This window comes from Falsiroseomonas bella (assembly GCF_003173615.1).
Classification (GTDB): domain Bacteria; phylum Pseudomonadota; class Alphaproteobacteria; order Acetobacterales; family Acetobacteraceae; genus Falsiroseomonas; species Falsiroseomonas bella.
The window spans coordinates 87,910-103,222 of sequence record NZ_QGNA01000001.1 but is presented as its reverse complement, the minus strand read 5'-3'; the positions used below and the strand labels follow the sequence as shown (position 1 = coordinate 103,222).

The 15,313-nt window shown below is 71.6% G+C and carries 15 protein-coding genes; 5 read left to right on the top strand and 10 right to left on the bottom strand.

The window, feature by feature from the left end; translation table 11 throughout:
- Positions 1-8 precede the first annotated feature (8 nt).
- Positions 9-923, bottom strand: coding sequence for a glycosyltransferase family 9 protein (locus tag DFH01_RS00550; RefSeq protein ID WP_109868464.1), 915 nt, complete (start codon positions 921-923; stop codon positions 9-11).
- A gap of 103 nt (positions 924-1,026) precedes the next feature.
- On the opposite strand from DFH01_RS00550, the gene ygfZ reads away from it, so the two are divergent.
- A complete protein-coding gene (gene ygfZ, locus DFH01_RS00545) occupies positions 1,027-1,848 on the top strand; it encodes a CAF17-like 4Fe-4S cluster assembly/insertion protein YgfZ (RefSeq protein ID WP_109869854.1) in 822 nt (273 codons plus the stop codon).
- A complete protein-coding gene (locus tag DFH01_RS00540) occupies positions 1,848-2,315 on the top strand; it encodes a methyltransferase family protein (protein WP_109868463.1) in 468 nt (155 codons plus the stop codon). The genes ygfZ and DFH01_RS00540 overlap by 1 nt, the downstream gene beginning before the upstream one ends.
- Before the next feature lie 9 nt (positions 2,316-2,324).
- On the opposite strand, the gene DFH01_RS00535 is transcribed toward DFH01_RS00540, so the two are convergent.
- From DFH01_RS00535 to DFH01_RS00500, 8 genes are all read right to left on the bottom strand, one after another.
- Positions 2,325-3,182, bottom strand: coding sequence for an SDR family oxidoreductase (locus DFH01_RS00535; RefSeq protein ID WP_109868462.1), 858 nt, complete (start codon positions 3,180-3,182; stop codon positions 2,325-2,327).
- 55 nt (positions 3,183-3,237) lie between these two features.
- Positions 3,238-4,470 (bottom strand): O-antigen ligase family protein, encoded by a 1,233-nt coding sequence (locus DFH01_RS00530; RefSeq protein ID WP_109868461.1) that lies wholly within the window; start codon positions 4,468-4,470, stop codon positions 3,238-3,240.
- On the bottom strand, positions 4,467-5,240 hold the full coding sequence (locus DFH01_RS00525) for a glycosyltransferase family 2 protein (RefSeq protein WP_109868460.1): 774 nt from the start codon (positions 5,238-5,240) through the stop codon (positions 4,467-4,469). Before DFH01_RS00525 ends, DFH01_RS00530 begins: the two co-directional genes overlap by 4 nt.
- 214 nt (positions 5,241-5,454) lie before the next feature.
- On the bottom strand, positions 5,455-8,124 hold the full coding sequence (gene ppdK / locus DFH01_RS00520; RefSeq protein WP_109868459.1) for a pyruvate, phosphate dikinase: 2,670 nt from the start codon (positions 8,122-8,124) through the stop codon (positions 5,455-5,457).
- Between the two features lie 67 nt (positions 8,125-8,191).
- The gene (glyS, locus tag DFH01_RS00515) at positions 8,192-10,342 is read right to left on the bottom strand and encodes a glycine--tRNA ligase subunit beta (RefSeq protein ID WP_109868458.1); all 2,151 of its coding nucleotides are present in this window, start codon (positions 10,340-10,342) and stop codon (positions 8,192-8,194) included.
- Between the two features lie 3 nt (positions 10,343-10,345).
- On the bottom strand, positions 10,346-10,735 hold the full coding sequence (locus DFH01_RS00510) for a type II toxin-antitoxin system VapC family toxin (RefSeq protein ID WP_109868457.1): 390 nt from the start codon (positions 10,733-10,735) through the stop codon (positions 10,346-10,348).
- Positions 10,732-11,013: a type II toxin-antitoxin system VapB family antitoxin gene (locus DFH01_RS00505; protein ID WP_109868456.1), complete on the bottom strand. Its 282-nt coding sequence runs from the start codon at positions 11,011-11,013 to the stop codon at positions 10,732-10,734. The genes DFH01_RS00510 and DFH01_RS00505 overlap by 4 nt, the downstream gene beginning before the upstream one ends.
- Before the next feature lie 58 nt (positions 11,014-11,071).
- Entirely contained in the window at positions 11,072-11,938 is an 867-nt protein-coding gene (locus tag DFH01_RS00500) for a glycine--tRNA ligase subunit alpha (RefSeq protein WP_109868455.1), read from the bottom strand.
- Between the two features lie 57 nt (positions 11,939-11,995).
- On the opposite strand from DFH01_RS00500, the gene DFH01_RS00495 reads away from it, so the two are divergent.
- From DFH01_RS00495 to DFH01_RS00485, 3 genes are read left to right on the top strand one after another with little or no spacing between them, the layout of a single operon-like run.
- On the top strand, positions 11,996-12,418 hold the full coding sequence (locus tag DFH01_RS00495; protein ID WP_442899680.1) for a ketosteroid isomerase-related protein: 423 nt from the start codon (positions 11,996-11,998) through the stop codon (positions 12,416-12,418).
- The gene (locus tag DFH01_RS00490) at positions 12,415-13,548 is read left to right on the top strand and encodes a M20 family metallopeptidase (RefSeq protein WP_109868453.1); all 1,134 of its coding nucleotides are present in this window, start codon (positions 12,415-12,417) and stop codon (positions 13,546-13,548) included. Before DFH01_RS00495 ends, DFH01_RS00490 begins: the two co-directional genes overlap by 4 nt.
- Positions 13,549-13,562: 14 nt before the next feature.
- Entirely contained in the window at positions 13,563-13,853 is a 291-nt protein-coding gene (locus tag DFH01_RS00485) for a cupin domain-containing protein (protein WP_199231092.1), read from the top strand.
- Positions 13,854-13,867: 14 nt separating this feature from the next.
- Here the strand turns inward: DFH01_RS00485 and DFH01_RS00480 are convergent, their stop codons facing one another.
- Positions 13,868-15,190 carry a tetratricopeptide repeat protein gene (locus tag DFH01_RS00480; RefSeq protein WP_109868452.1) on the bottom strand — a complete coding sequence of 441 codons (1,323 nt, stop codon included), beginning with the start codon at positions 15,188-15,190 and terminating at the stop codon, positions 13,868-13,870.
- Between the last annotated feature and the right edge of the window lie 123 nt (positions 15,191-15,313).

Below are 15,313 nucleotides of genomic sequence, written 5' to 3'. Positions count from 1 at the left end.
AGCGACCCTCACGCGGGCACGCGCTGCGCGAGCAGTCCTTCCGCCGCCGCCACCACGCGCTCCACCGGCAGCCGCGTCATGCTGGTGTGGAAGGGCTCGCCGTCGGCGGAGACGGCGAGGCTGCGCGGCCCGACCGGCCCGTATTCGCGCGCATCGGACTGCCCGAACAGCCCGACCACCGGCGCGCCGGCCGCCGCCGCCAGATGCATCAGGCCGGAATCATTGCCGAGATAGAGCGCGGCGCGGCGCAGCACGGCGGCGACTTCCGGCAGCGCCAGCGTGCCGACCAGGTCCACCGCGCCGGGCAGGGCCGCGAGCACCGGCGCGGCCATCTCGCGCTCGGCCGCGCCCGGCCCGCCGAGGATCGCGATGCGCGCGCCTTCCAGCGCGCCGCCCGGCGCGGTCAGCGCCTGCGCCACGGCGACGAAGCGCTCCGCCGGCCAGACCTTCTGCGACCAGTTCGCGGTGGGGCCCAACACCAGCCAGGGGCCGCCGGGCAGCAGCGCGGCGGCGCGGGCCTCATCCTCCGCCGCGGTCCAGGCCACCGGCAAGGGCGGGGGGGAGAGGCCGAGCACGGCGCCGATATGGGTCAGCCGATGGCCGGGCCGGCGGCCGCCCTTGCCCACCGCGCGGCGCCGCGCCGGCACCATCCAGGCGAGCGCCGAGGCGCGCAGGTCCACCACCAGGTCCCAGCGCGTCAGGGCCACCTGCGCCCAGAGCAATGGCCAGTGCAGGGAGAAGCGCTTCTTCTCCACCACGATCAGCCGCTCCAGCCCCGGCATGCGCGCGAAGACGCCGGCGGCCGCCGGGCCGCAGGCGACCGTGATCCGCGCCGCGGGATGGGCGCGGAGCAGATGGCCGAGCAGCGCGGTGGAGAGCACCGCATCGCCGATCCGGGTGGCCGTGACGAAGAGGATCCGCATGGGTCGCCACGGGCTCTAGCACGGCGGGCCCCTGCGCCCCACCCCGGCGCGGGCGCCGCGCGGGATGTTGCATCCCCGGCGCCGCCCTCCCACCTTGGGCGGCATGCCGATCGCCTTCCTGCCGGGGCGGGGCGTGGTGGAGGTGACGGGCGGGGATCGCCTCACCTTCCTGCAGGGCCTCGTTTCCAACGACATGACCCAGGCCGGTCCGGGCCGCGCCCTATGGGCCGCGCTGCTGACCCCCCAGGGCAAGTGGCTGGCCGATTTTTTCGTTCATTCGGACGGGGATCGCCTGCTGCTGGACTGCGGGCGGGAGCAGGCGCCGTTGATCGTGACGACGCTCTCGCGCTTCCGCCTGCGGGCGAAGGTGGCGCTGCGCGATGCCTCGGGCGAGTTCGCGGTGCATGCCGGCTGGGACGGGCCGCCGCCGGAAGGGCTGATCGCCGCACCCGATCCGCGACTGGACGGGGCAGGGTGGCGCGCGCTGGCGCCGGCGCCCCTGCCGGGTGCGCTGGATGCGGCGGAGTATGACCGGCACCGCCTCGCCCTCGGCCTGCCCGAGCCCGCGGACATGGAGGCGCAGAAATCGGTGCTGCTCGAAGGTGGCTTCGACGAGCTGCACGGCGTCTCCTGGTCCAAGGGCTGCTACATGGGCCAGGAGCTGACGGCGCGGACGAAATACCGCGGGCTGCTCAAGAAGCGCCTCTTCCCCGTCGCGGTGGAGGGCACGCTGCCCGCACCCGGCACGCCAGTGACGCGGGAGGGCGCCGAGATCGGCGAGATGCGCAGCGGCCGAGACGGCCTCGGCCTCGCGCTGCTGCGGATCGAGGCGGTGGAGGCCGGCGGCCGCCTCGCCTGCGGCGAGGCGGTGCTGACGCCGCGCATCCCCGGCTGGATGACGCTGCCGGCGCGGGAGAGCGCCTGATGGCGGAAGCCGCGCGCGACCATGGCCCCGGCGTGCGCATCCCGCCGCCGGTCTATTTCGTCGGCGTCATGGCCGCCGCCTGGCTGCTGGACCGCGTCTGGACGGTGCAGATCGGGCCGCCGCTCACCGAGCTCGGCACGATGGTGATCTTCCTCGCCATCGCGCTGTGCGGCTGGGCGGTGCTGGTGCTGGTGAAGGCGGGCAACGACCCGCGGCCCGACAAGCCCGACGCCGCGATGGTGGAAGCCGGGCCCTACCGCTTCAGCCGCAATCCGATCTATCTCGGCTTCCTGCTGGCGGCGACCGGCCTCGCGCTGGTGTGGGGCACGCTCTGGGGCTGGATCGGCGTGGCGGTGTTGCACGGCCTGCTCGACCGGCTGGTGATCGCGAAGGAGGAGAGCTACCTCTCCGCCCGCTTCGGCGCTCCCTACGCGGCCTACAAGGCGCGCGTCCGGCGCTGGATGTAGCGCCGCGCCTCAGCCATTCACCACGCTGCCCCCGTTCGGGTGCAGCACCTGGCCGGACATGTAGGAGCTGTCGGCCGCGCTCGCGAGGAAGATGTAGCTCGGCGCCACCTCGTCCGGCTGGCCCGCGCGCTCCATCGGCGCGCCGCTGCCATGCTGGGCGGTGCGGTCCGCGTCGAAGCTGGCGGGGATCAGCGGCGTCCAGATCGGGCCGGGCGCCACGCCGTTCACCCGGATCTTCCGCTTCTCCAGCGCCGCCGAGAGGCTGCGCGTGAAGGCCACGATCGCGCCCTTGGTCGAGGCATAGTCGATCAGCGTCGGGTTGCCCTTGTAGGCGGTGATCGAGGTCGTGTTGATGATCGCGCTGCCTTCCAGCAGATGCGGCAGCGCCGCCTTCGTCATCCACATCATGCCGAGGATGTTGGTGCGGAAGGTCCGCTCCACCTGCTCCACGGGGATCTCGGCGAAGTCCTCGCACACATGCTGCTCGGCGGCGTTGTTCACCAGGATGTCGAGGCGCCCGAGCCGTTCGACGGCGCGCTTCACCGCCTGCTGGCAGAAGCCCGGATCGCCGATGTCGCCCGCGACCGCGAGGCAGCGGCGGCCCTCGGCCTCGATCCGGCGCCGCGTGTCCTGCGCATCCTCCGTCTCGTCCAGGTAAAGGATCGCGACATCGGCGCCTTCCTTGGCGAAGCCGATCGCGACCGCGCGGCCGATGCCGGAATCCCCGCCGGTGACGAGCGCCACCTTGCCCGCCAGCTTGCCGGAGGGCTGCCACGTCTCCATGGCGGAGGCAGGACGCGGCTGCATCTCGGCCTCGCGGCCGGGCTGATGCGCCTGCGCCTGCGGCGGGAATGTCTGGTCGGCCATGCGGGGATGCTCGCTGCGCTGCTCCCCGGGCCAACGGCCCAACGGGCGGCAGGTTTCAGCCCTTCGGGCGTTCCCGCGGCAGCGCAGAAAGCACCACGGCCACGAGAACCAGGCTCGCGATCCACCAGGCCTGCCAGACGCCGAAGGAAAGCTGGCCCGTCGCGGCGCCCGCCACCGCGACGCCGAGCGCCGCCGGCGCGAAGGGCATGGCGCCCGCCGCCAGCATCACCGAAGCGGCGACCAGCGCCGCCAGCGCCGCGCCGACCAGCCCGAGCTCCAGCCAGATCTGCAGCGCATTGTTGTGCGTGTGCAGCGGCAGGCGGCGCGCGGCTTCGGCACCGAACCAGTCGCGCGCTTCGGGCGAGGTGAGACCGAAGCGGTCCAGCGTCGCGCGGTCGAAACGCTCGGCGCCGCCCGGGATCTCGCGGCTGGATTCCATGCCCCATCCGAGCAGCGGCCGCTCCGCGATGCGATCCTCCACGAAATCCCAGATCAGCACGCGATGCGCGGCGGAAGGCGGCAGTGCGGCCAGGTTCGGCGCGCGGTCCAGCACGGCGGCGAACAGCAGCGGCGCGGCGAGGAACAGCAGCGCGAGCGCGGCCGCCGCCACGCGCGCGACCAGCCGCGGCGCGAAGCGCGCGGCCAATGCCGCCAGCAGCCCGGCCACCGCCGCGATCTTCGCGGATTCGCCCGGCAGCCACAGCGCGACGGCCAGGCCGCCGAGCACAAGGGCCGCGCGCAACAGCTTGGGCGCGGCCGGCACCGCCAGCACCAGGGGCAGCAGCAGCGCGACCAGCGAGACGGTCGGTTTCAGCCCGAAATCCACGAAGGGCGTCCAGGGCGGAAAGCCGCGCACCGCCAGCCGGAACAGGTTCTGGCTGCCATGGTCGAAGGCGAGCAGCGGGATTCCGATGCAGAGCCCGATCACCAGCGCCCCGCCGAGCCGCGAACGATGTTCCGGCGCATCCTGCTCCAGCGCCCGCGCGGCCGCGCCGCCGAGCAGCAGCAGCGCGACGAGGCTCGCCACCGTGCCGAGCGCGCGATCCGGCTCGATGGCCCAGAGCGACGAGATCGCCGCCCAGCCCAGCAGCGCAAGCGCCGGCGCCAGCAGCGGCGTCCAACGCGGCCAAGGCACGCTGCGATGGTTGCGCCAATGCGCGACGAGCGTGAGCGCCAGCGCGATGGTCACCGCCGGCGCCATGGTGCGGAACTGCGCCACCGCCATCGCCGGCGCGACCGCCAGCAACACCGCGAGCGGAAAGCTGGCGGAGCGGAGGAACGCGCTCACCGCCCGTGCCTCTCCGGCTCGATCCGCGCCTTCAAATGGGACAGCAGCGGGAAGGCGCCGGTGCAGAAGGCCAGCAGCACGCCCATCGCGCCCTCGCGGTAGCCCTTGCGCGAGACATAGCTCTTGAAGGCGCGGCTGACGAAGCGGCGCAGATTGCCCGCCAGCGTGCCGATATCCCCGCTCGCCAGCAGGTCCGCCGCCTTCGCGCTGGAATACTTGTCGAGCCGGCGCAGCATGTCGGAGACGTCGCGGTCCACCAGGTGGATCAGCGCGCCCTGCGTGATCCTCGGGCCCTCCTGCCCCGTCCAGTCCAGCCCGGGATGCACGCGCTGCGCGCGCCAGCGCTTGGCGCCCTTGCGCGAAAGCCGCGGCACGGAGGTGGTGCCGAAACTGCCAGCCCAGCCATACCGCACCAGCCGCTCGCCGACATAATTGTCCACTGGCACCTGGTGCCAGGCATGCGACGACGTCGCGATGGTCGCGCGCACCGCCGCGGCGAGATCGGGCGAGACACGCTCATCCGCATCCACCTCCAGCACCCAGTCGCCGCTGCAGGCATCGAGCCCCGTATTGCGACGCGCGCCCTCCAGCTCCCACGCGCCCTCGACCACCTGCGCGCCACGCTCCCGCGCGATCGCCGCACTGCGGTCCGTGCTGCGATCCAGCACCACCACCACCTCATCCGCGAAGGCACAGGACGCCAGACAATCCGGCAACCGCGCCTCCTCGTTGCGCGCGACGACGAGGGCGGAGAGGCGCGGTGCGGTCATCGCCGTGCGGCCGCAGGGGGGCGCCGCCCCCCTGCACCCCCCGCCAAGGGGCAGAGGACCCTTGGAACCCATGAGTCAAACGCCGAAGGCGGAGGGGGCCGAAGTGCCCCCTCCGCCTTCGGCGTTGAACTGATCGAGGTCCAGGAGGCCACTGCCTCCTGGCGGGAGGGGTGCGGGGAGGGCAGAGCCCTCCCCGTGGCCGGCACGCGAGGCCTCACGCCGTCCTGTCGCCGCCGCCGGCGAGCGCGGCCTGGGCGGCCGCGAGGCGTGCGATGGGCACGCGGTAGGGCGAGCAGGAGACGTAGTCGAGGCCTGCCTTGCCGCAGAAGTGGATCGAGGCCGGGTCGCCGCCGTGTTCGCCGCAGATGCCGAGCTTGAGGTCAGCCTTGACCTTGCGCCCCTTCTCCGCGGCGATCTCGACCAGGGCGCCGACGCCGTCGACGTCGATGGAGACGAAGGGGTCCTTCGGCAGGATGCCCTTCTCCGTGTAGTACGGCAGGAATTTTCCGGCATCGTCGCGCGACAGGCCGAAGACGGTCTGGGTCAGATCGTTGGTGCCGAAGCTGAAGAAGTCGGCGCTTTCGGCGATGGCGTCCGCGGTCAGCGCGGCGCGCGGCAGCTCGATCATCGTGCCGACCAGGTATTCGATGTGGTAGCCGGTCTCGGCGAAGACCTCCTGCGCCACCTTGTCCACGAGTGCGCGCAGGATCTCGAGCTCGCGCTTCGTCATGACCAGCGGGATCATGATCTCCGGCACGGGCGCCTTGTGGGTTTCCTTGCCGATGGCGACCGCGGCCTCGAAGATGGCGCGGGCCTGCATCTCGTAGATCTCGGGGAAGGTGATGCCGAGCCTGCAGCCGCGGTGGCCGAGCATCGGGTTGGCTTCCGAGAGTTCCGTCACGCGCCGCTGCATCGCCGCGACGTCGGCGCCGAGATCGGCCGCGACCTCCTCGATCTCCTCCGCGCTGTGCGGCAGGAATTCGTGCAGCGGCGGATCGAGCAGGCGGATCGTGACGGGCAGCCCCGCCATGATGCGGAACAGGTCCACGAAGTCCTGCCGCTGGAAGGGCAGCAGGCGCGAGAGCGCGGCGCGGCGCCCGGTCTCGGTCTCCGCCATGATCATCTGGCGCACGGCGCCGATGCGCGCCGGATCGAAGAACATGTGCTCCGTGCGGCAGAGCCCGATGCCCTCCGCGCCGAATTTCCTCGCGGTTTCGGCGTCGAGCGGGGTCTCGGCGTTGGTGCGCACCTTCAGCTTGCGAACGCCGTCTGCCCACTCCATCAGCGTCGCGAAATCGCCCGACAGCTTCGGCTCGATCATCGCGACGGCGCCGCGGAACACTTCGCCGGTGGCGCCGTCGAGGGTGATGGTCTCGCCCGCCTGCACGCGCTGGCCGCCGGCCGAGAGCACCTGCTGCGCGTAGTCCACGGTGATGGAGCCGGCGCCGGCCACGCAGGGGCGGCCCATGCCGCGCGCGACCACGGCGGCGTGGCTGGTCATGCCGCCGCGTGTGGTGAGGATGCCCTTCGCGGCGTGCATGCCGTGGATGTCCTCGGGCGACGTCTCGATGCGCACGAGGATCACCGCCTCGCCCTTCGCCGCGCGCGTCTCCGCCTCGTCGGCGGAGAAGACGACGACGCCGCAGGCGGCACCGGGGGAGGCGGGCAGGCCCTTGGCCAGCGACTTCCGCGGCGCCTTGGGATCGAGCGTCGGATGCAGCAGCTGGTCGAGGGCCTTGGGGTCGACGCGCTTCACCGCCTCCGTCTGGTCGATCAGGCCCTCGCGCGCCATGTCCACGGCAATCTTGAGCGAGGCCGCGGCGGTGCGCTTCCCGTTGCGTGTCTGCAGCATGTACAGCTTGTTCTGCTGCACCGTGAACTCGATGTCCTGCATGTCGCGGTAGTGCTTTTCCAGCGTCGCGCGCACCTGCACGAGTTCCGCATAGGCGCCCGGCATGGCTTCTTCCATGCTCTTCTCGCCGGGCTTGGAGCGCTCCTTCGCCATGGGCTGCGGCGTGCGGATGCCGGCGACGACGTCCTCGCCCTGCGCATTGATCAGGTACTCGCCGTAGAAGACGTTCTCGCCGGTGCTGGGATCGCGCGTGAAGCAGACGCCGGTGGCGCAGTCATTGCCCATGTTGCCGAACACCATGGCCTGGACGTTGACCGCGGTGCCCCAGTCGGCGGGAATGTCGTGCAGGCGGCGATAGGTGTTGGCGCGCGGGTTCATCCAGCTGCCGAACACCGCGCCGATCGCGCCCCAGAGCTGCTGGTGCGGGTCCTGCGGGAAGGGCTTGCCGGTGACTTCCTCCACCATGTCCTTGTAGCCCGCGACGACGCGGTGCCAGTCGGTCGCGTCGAGCTCCGTGTCCTCCGTCGCGCCCTTGTCGAGCTTCACATGCTCGATGATTTCCTCGAAGCGGTGGTGGTCCACGCCGAGCACGACGGAGCCGAACATCTGGATGAAGCGGCGGTAGCTGTCCCAGGCGAAGCGCGCATCGCCGGAGGCGGCGGCGAGGCCGTCGACGGTCGCGTCGTTCAGGCCGAGGTTCAGCACCGTGTCCATCATGCCCGGCATCGAGACGCGGGCGCCGGAGCGCACGGAGACGAGCAGCGGCTTGTGCGTGTCGCCGAACTTCGCGCCGACGGCGGCCTCCACACGCGCGAGTGCCTCGCTCACCTGGCCGCGCAGATCCTCGGGGTAGGTGTGCTTGTGGGCGTAGTAGTAGGTGCAGACCTCGGTGGTCACGGTGAAGCCGGGCGGCACGGGCAGGCCGATGCTCGCCATCTCGGCCAGGTTCGCGCCCTTGCCGCCGAGCAGGTTGCGCATGTCCGCGCGGCCTTCGTTGTGGCCGGCCCCGAAGCTGTACACCCACTTGGTCATGCAGCGCGTCTCCTGATGAACGTCTCCCTCTCCCCCGGGCGGGGGGGGGGGCGGGGCGGGGCCTGGACTAGCCCTCGAGTTTCGAGAAGTCGGCCACGGCGTCCATGGCGCTTCGCAGCCGGTTGAGCAAGCGCAGACGGTTCTGCCGGAGTTCCTTTTCGGGTGCGTTGACCGTCACCCGGTCGAAGAAGGCGTCCACCGGCCCGCGCAGCGCGGCAAGCGCTGCCATCGCCTCGGGGTATTTTTCGTCCGCCAGGGCCGTCTTCGCGGCGGGTTCGGCGGCATCGAGGGCGGCGGCGAGGGCCTGTTCCTCGGGCAGTGCCAGCAGGGCGGCGTCCACCGCGCCGGTGTGGGGGCCGTCCTTCTTCTCCTCGATGCGCAGGATATTCGCTGCCCGCTTGTAGGCGGCCAGGAGGTTACGGCCCGTGTCGGACTCGACCAGATCCTTCAGTGCGTCGGCGCGGGCGAGCAGGCGCAGCAGATCATCCTCGCCGGCGGTGAAGGCTGCGGCGACGACATCGTGCCGCGCGCCCTCGGCGCGGAGCTGCACGCGGAGGCGCTCGGCGAGGAAGTCCACCAGGCCGGCCGCGAAGGCCGAGACCATCGGCGGATGCGCGCTGTCGGCCGGCGGCCTCCAGCCGGCGTTCAGCTTCTCCTGCGCGACCGCCATGCCGAATTCCGGCGCCGGGGAGACGCCGACCGCCTGCGGGAAGCCGAAGAAGGCCTCGGCGAAGGCGCCGGCGAGGCGCAGGCGCAGGCCGTTCTCGCGGATGATGCGGATGATGCCGAGCGCCGCGCGGCGCAGCGCAAAAGGATCGCCGCTGCCGGTCGGGCGCTCATCGGCCGCGAAGAAGCCGGCGAGCGTGTCGAGCTTGTCGGCCAGCGCGACGGCGATCGCGGTGGGTTCGGCGGGCACCGCATCGCCGGGGCCGAGCGGGCGATACTGCGTGCCGATCGCGTCCGCCACGCAGGCATCCTCGCCGCCAGCGCGCGCGTAGTAGCGGCCCATCACGCCCTGCAGCTCGGGGAACTCGCCCACCATGCCGGAGGCAAGGTCCGCCTTGGCAAGCTGCGCCGCGCGTGCGGCGAGGTTCGCGTCCGCACCGACATGCGGGGCAAGCCAACGCGCCAGGCGCTCCAGACGCGCCACGCGCTGGCCCTGCGTGCCGAGCTTCGCGTGGAACACGACCTCGTCGAGCTTCGGGAGGAAATCCTCCAGCTTCTGCTTGCGGTCCTGGTCCCAGAAGAAGCGCGCGTCGGAAAGGCGCGCGCGCAGCACGCGTTCGTTGCCGGCGACCAGCGCCCCGCCGCCATCGTTGGCGGCGATGTTCGCGACCACGCCGAAGAAGGGCGCGGCGGAGCCGTCCGGCTTCACCATCGCGAAGTAGCGCTGGTTGACGCGCATCGTGGTGCGCATCAGCTCCGGCGGCAGGTCCATGAAGGCGTCGTCGATGCGGCCGAGCAGCGGCACAGGCCATTCCACCAGGCCCGACACTTCCTCCAGCAGGCCGCGATCCGGCACCACGCGCACGCCTTGCGCGGCGGCCAGCGCGTTCAGCCCATCCTCGATGATCTGCATGCGCTCGGCGGCGTCGAGCACGACGCGGCGGTGGCGCAGCTCGGCCTCGTAGCTGGCGAAGGAGAAGACGGAAACCTCTCCCGGCGCCATCACGCGGTGGCCTTCCGTCAGGTTCGCGCTGCGCAGCCCATGCGCGTCGTCTTCGCCCTGCCGGAGGTCGAAGGGCACGACGTCGCCATCCAGCAGGCAGAGGATGCGCTGCAGGGGGCGCACCCAGGTGAGGCTGCCGCCCGTTCCCCAGCGCATGGATTTCGGCCAAGCGAAGCCGCGGATCAGCTTCGGCATCTCGCGCGCGATGAGGTCGCGTGCCGCGAGCGTCTCGCCGGGCTTGTCGAGCACCCAGAAGCCGTTGCGCTCCACCAGCGCCGACCTCTCCGCGCCATGCTTCTTGAGGAAGCCGGCGAGCGCCGGTTCCGGCGCGCTCACCCGCGGCCCGCGTTCCTCCTTGCCCTCGGTCGTGACCTCGGCACGGAGCGTCGCCGTCACAGCGATGCGGCGCGGTCCGTGGAAGGCGCGCGGCGCGCCCAGCATCACCGGCGCCAGCGCCGCCGCGACAACGCGCGAAAGATCCTCGGCGCCGCGCGCCTGCATGCGCGCGGGGATTTCCTCGCTGAACAGTTCGAGCAGGAGTTCGGGCATGCGCTACAGCGCCCTTTTCACATCGGTCTGGGCGAAGTCGTCGCCCTTGAACAGCAGCGGCTCGTCACGCTCGATCGCGAGCGCATAGGCGAAACAATCGCCGAAATTGAGGCCGGCCTTGTGCCGCCCCTTGCCGAAGCGGCGCCAGCCGGCCTGTGCGATCCGGACGGTCTGCTGGGTCACTGGGCAGACCTCTGCGGCCAGGTCGCCGAGCAGGCGCGCAAGTCGCGCCTCGGCCCTTGGCCCGCCGCGGCCTTCGACGACCATCGTCGCCTCCAGCAACGTCGCGGCCGAAAGCTGTACGGTCTCGGCGCCGGCCAGTTCGTGCTCGAAGCGCGCGGCGTCAGGCTCGCGCGAGACGATGGCGACAATGGCCGAAGTGTCCAGGATCACTTGGGCAATCCGTTCTCGTCATAGAGATCGGAGTGGTCGCTGGTCCGCAGATGCGGTGGGATCATCGCACTGATCGCGTCGGCAGCCTCGCGGATAATCTTCAACCGCTTCTCATAGTCGGGATGCCGGCCCGGCCTTGCGCCCTTTTCCTGCTCGACCCGCGCCAGCCGTTCCCGCAGTGCGGTCACCACCGCCTGGGTCTTGCTCTCGCCGGTCAGCGCCACCAAGCGGGTGACGAGTTCGTCCGCACGGTCGCTCTTGATGTTCAACTGGCCCATGGCGCCCTCATGGTAGAAAGCGCGTGGCATATGGTAGAAAGGGCCCCGCCCGGCAAGCTCACGCGGCCTTCTCCCCCGCCAGCCAGGCCTCACAGCAGCGCTTCGCCAGGTTCCGCACGCGCCCGATATAGGCCTGCCGCTCGGCCACGCTGATCGCGCCGCGCGCATCCAGCAGGTTGAAGCGGTGGCTCGCCTTGATGCACTGGTCATAGGCCGGCAACGCCAGGCCGCGCTCCACCAGGGCGGTGCATTCCTTCTCGGCGTCGGCGAAGTGCTGGAACAGCATCGCGGTGTCCGCGGCCTCGAAGTTGTGGTGCGAGTATTCCACCTCGGCGCGCTTGAAGACGTCGCCATAGGTTACGCCGCGGCCGTTGAAATCCAGGTCGTAGACGTTCTCGACGCCCTGGATGTACATCGCCAGCCGCTCGAGGCCATAGGTCAGCTCGCAGCTCGGCACCTCGCAGGGGATGCCGCCGACCTGCTGGAAATAGGTGAACTGCGTCACCTCCATCCCGTCGCACCACACTTCCCAGCCCAGCCCCCAGGCGCCGAGCGTCGGGCTTTCCCAATCGTCCTCGACGAAGCGGATGTCGTGCAGCATCGGGTCGATGCCGAGCGCGCGGTAGCTCTCGATCAGCAGGCGCTGCGGGTCGGGCGGGCTCGGCTTCAGGATGACCTGGTACTGGTAGTAGTGCTGCAGCCGGTTCGGGTTCTCGCCGTAGCGGCCGTCCGCGGGGCGGCGGCTGGGCTGCACATAGGCGGCGTTCCAGGGCTTCGGGCCGAGCGCGCGCAGCGTGGTCGCCGGGTGGAAGGTGCCGGCGCCGACCTCCATGTCGTAGGGCTGCAGGATCAGGCAACCCTGCTCGCCCCAGAAGCGATGGAGGCGCAGGATCATGTCCTGGAAGGAGGGGGGCTTTTCGGGCATCTCGGGGCGCGGAATAGACCAGCCGGGGCCAAGGGCCAACTGCGCCGGGAGGGCATGATGACCGAAACGACGCCGCGCGCGGCCGCCGAGGCGCTGGTTGGCGCCTATTACGCCGCCTTCAATGCAGGCGACCGGGCGGCAATGTGCGCCCTGCTGGCCGCGGATGTGGCGCATGACGTGAACCAGGGCGGGCGGCGGATCGGGCTGCCGGCCTTCCGCGCCTTCATGGCCCAGATGGACGCCGCTTATGAGGAGCGGCTGGAGGACATCGTGGTCATGGCGGATGCCACGGGCACCCGCGCCGCGGCGGAATTCGTGGTCGTGGGAAGATACCTCCGCACCGAGCCCGGCCTGCCGGAGGCCCGGGGCCAGGCCTATCGCCTGCCGGCCGGCGCCTTCCTGGCCATTGCGGACGGGAAGATTGCGCGGGTGACGACCTACTACAACCTGCAGGACTGGATCGCGCAGGTCTCGGCGTGACGGCGCTGACGACCGGGGCGCTGCTGGCGGCGGTCCGGGCCTGGGTGGAGATCGAGAGCCCCACCAATGACGTCGCCGGGGTGAACCGCTTGGCGGACCATGCGGAGGGCCTGCTGCGCGGTCTCGGCTCGGCCATCGAGCGCACCCCCGGCCGGGGCGGCTTCGGGGACATCCTGATCGGCCGCGTCCCGGGCGCGGAGACAGGGCCGGGGCTGCTGCTGCTCGGCCATATGGACACGGTGCATCAGCGCGGCAGCTTCGGTTTTCGGGTGGCGGGCGAGCGCGCCTATGGCCCGGGGATCTACGACATGAAGGGCGGCGACGCGATGGCGCTGGAGGCGCTGCGCCACCTGCACGCGCAAGGCCGCCGCCCGCGGACGCCGGTCACCGTCATGATGATCCCGGACGAGGAGGTCGGCAGCCCGACCTCCCGCACCGCCATCGAGGCCGAGGCACGGAAACACCGCGCCGTGCTGGTCGTGGAACCCTCCGGCGAAGGCGGCAAGTTCACGGTGGCCCGCCATGGTATCGCCCGCTGGCACCTGCGCACGCTCGGGCGCCCGGCCCATGCCGGCGCCTATCACGCCGAGGGGCGCAGCGCCGTGCGGGAGATGGCGCATCACATCCTGGCGCTGGAGGCGCTGACCGACCATGCGCGGAATTTCTGCGTGAACATCGGCCTGGTGCAGGGCGGCACGCATGAGAACATGGTCCCCGCCGAATGCCGCGCCATCTGCTACGCGCTGGTGCCGACGGAAGCGGAAGCGCGGGAGCTGCGCGACGCCGTCCATGCCTTGCCGTGCCACGACGCGGATGTGCGGACCGAGGTGACGGAGGGGCTGGGGCGGCCGCCCTACACGAAGACGCCTGCGATCCAGGCGCTCTATGACCACGCCGCGGCGCTGGCGGTCGAGACGGGGCTGCCCTCCGCCGGGGAGCGCGTGGCGGGCGGTGGCAGCGACGGCAACTTCACCGGCGCGCTCGGCGTGCCGACGCTGGACGGGCTCGGCGCGATCGGCGGCGGCCCGCACACGCGCGAGGAATACATCGAGCTGGCCTGCCTGGTGCCCCGCACGCGCTTGCTGGCGCGACTGTTCGAGACGCTGGGCCCCGGCGTGGCTGGACTGTGAGGAGGGATGATCGGATGGATCGCGCGACCTGGGAGGCCGGGCTTCGGGCCGATGGTTATGCCGGCCCGCTGGACCGCCGGATGGAGCCGGGCCAGACGGCGCCGGAGCACACCCATCCCTTCGACGCGCGCCTGCTGATCCTGGACGGCGAGCTCATCCTGACCTGCGAGGGCGAGAGCCGGCGCTACGGCGTGGGGGACTGCTTCGAGCTGGCGGCGAACATCCCGCATGCCGAGGCCGTCGGGCCGCAGGGCGCGACCTATCTCGTCGGGCGGCGGCCGCGACAGGCGACTGCCGCCGCGTGACGGGCCGGCGCGCGTCAGTGCGCGACGGGCTGGGCGGCCTGCAGCCAGCGGCGGTTCGGAATGCTGCGCGGGCGGTTCGCGAGCCGCTCATGCGCCAGGGCGAGCGCCACGTCGTGCAAGCCCGCCCGGATCGCGGCCTCCGTCAGCGTCCACTCGATCACGTCGCGTTGCGCGTGGCTGCCGCCCATCAGCCACAGGTCGCCGCGCGCGGGCAGCAGGCGCTCCACCGCTTCCGCATGGGCGCCGCGATGGAAGGCGGAGAGCGCCTCGACCACCGGAACCGCGACCTTGCGGTAGGAATGCGCCATCTCGCCATCGCCGGCCGCGACCTGCCGCATGGCGACGAGGCGCGCCTCGCAGCGTCCCTCCTGGCCGGATGCGAGCTCGGCCATGGCCGCATGAATGTCGGTGAACGGGACCGCCGTGCCGTCTGCGTGCCCCTCCCACAGCGCCGCCAGCTCTGCCCAGCGCGCCCCGCCGTCGCAGCCGGCGATCTGCAGCCGCCAGAGCAGCGAGGTCGTGTTGGCGAGATGGGAGGCGAGGCGGCGCTGGGTGCGCATGACAGGCCCGTCGCAGATCGCGAGCGCCTCCGCATTCTGGCCGAGCTCGAGATGGAACAGGGCGCGATGCCACCAGAGATGGAGCTGGTAGCCATGCTCGGGCGAGGCCCACAACGCTTCGCGGGTCGCCATCCAGCCGAGGCCGGATTCGGGCCGGCCGGTCATCTCCATGACATGGGCGACGGTGTGATGCGGGAAGAAGCCCAGCGGCTCGAGCTCCGCGGCCTGCCGCGATTCCTCCTCGGCCCGCGCGTAGTCGCCCGCTTCCTCCAGGCCGAAGGCATGGAAGGCGAGCATCGAGCCGTAGCCGTCCATCTCCCGTGACCAGAGGGGCAGGGCGCGCGCGATGCGCGCAGCGACCCGCGACAGGCGCCCGAGATAGACGTCGAGCATGACAGCGATGGTGTGGCCCAGCAGGTCGCGCGGGAAGGCCATCAGGTGGCGCTCGAGGATGTCCACGGCAGCACCGCGGGATCGGTCCACGGCGCGGCTGAGCGCCGCCAGATGCGCTTCCTCGCGCGGCAGCAGGCGGAGGGGCCGGATCGTATCGAGCAGCGCTTCCGCCATGGCGCGCGTGACGGGGTCGTTGGGCAGCACCATGGCCCAGGCCTTGCCGATGCGCGCCATGGCGAAGTCCGGCGCGGCGGCGATCGCGGCGTCGAAGCGCGCGACCGGGTCGCCATGCATCAGCGCAAGGGAGCGGACGGCGGCCTCATAGGGTGCAAGAGCATCGCTTGTCGCGCCCGACACGGCGTGATCCTGCGCATCGCGGAGCATCCGAGCACACTCCCGTGTCGCGGCGGCGGAGGCCGGAACGGCCCGTGGCCGGCCCCGAACCTAGCACTCGCCGGAAACCCACCCGCATCGCGCCCGGAGGGCATCACCGGATCTTGATGCTGG

Excerpts from the sequence above, each read along its gene's own strand:
- ppdK (WP_109868459.1), bottom strand. The coding sequence starts at position 8,124 with ATGACCAAGTGGGTGTACAGCTTCGGGGCCGGCCACAACGAAGGCCGC.
- DFH01_RS00500 (WP_109868455.1), bottom strand. The coding sequence starts at position 11,938 with ATGCCCGAAAAGCCCCCCTCCTTCCAGGACATGATCCTGCGCCTCCAT.
- DFH01_RS00505 (WP_109868456.1), bottom strand. The coding sequence starts at position 11,013 with ATGGGCCAGTTGAACATCAAGAGCGACCGTGCGGACGAACTCGTCACC.
- ygfZ (WP_109869854.1), top strand. The coding sequence starts at position 1,027 with ATGCCGATCGCCTTCCTGCCGGGGCGGGGCGTGGTGGAGGTGACGGGC.
- DFH01_RS00480 (WP_109868452.1), bottom strand. The coding sequence starts at position 15,190 with ATGCTCCGCGATGCGCAGGATCACGCCGTGTCGGGCGCGACAAGCGAT.
- DFH01_RS00550 (WP_109868464.1), bottom strand. The coding sequence starts at position 923 with ATGCGGATCCTCTTCGTCACGGCCACCCGGATCGGCGATGCGGTGCTC.
- DFH01_RS00485 (WP_199231092.1), top strand. The coding sequence starts at position 13,563 with ATGGATCGCGCGACCTGGGAGGCCGGGCTTCGGGCCGATGGTTATGCC.
- DFH01_RS00535 (WP_109868462.1), bottom strand. The coding sequence starts at position 3,182 with ATGGCCGACCAGACATTCCCGCCGCAGGCGCAGGCGCATCAGCCCGGC.
- DFH01_RS00525 (WP_109868460.1), bottom strand. The coding sequence starts at position 5,240 with ATGACCGCACCGCGCCTCTCCGCCCTCGTCGTCGCGCGCAACGAGGAG.
- DFH01_RS00495 (WP_442899680.1), top strand. The coding sequence starts at position 11,996 with ATGACCGAAACGACGCCGCGCGCGGCCGCCGAGGCGCTGGTTGGCGCC.
- glyS (WP_109868458.1), bottom strand. The coding sequence starts at position 10,342 with ATGCCCGAACTCCTGCTCGAACTGTTCAGCGAGGAAATCCCCGCGCGC.
- DFH01_RS00540 (WP_109868463.1), top strand. The coding sequence starts at position 1,848 with ATGGCGGAAGCCGCGCGCGACCATGGCCCCGGCGTGCGCATCCCGCCG.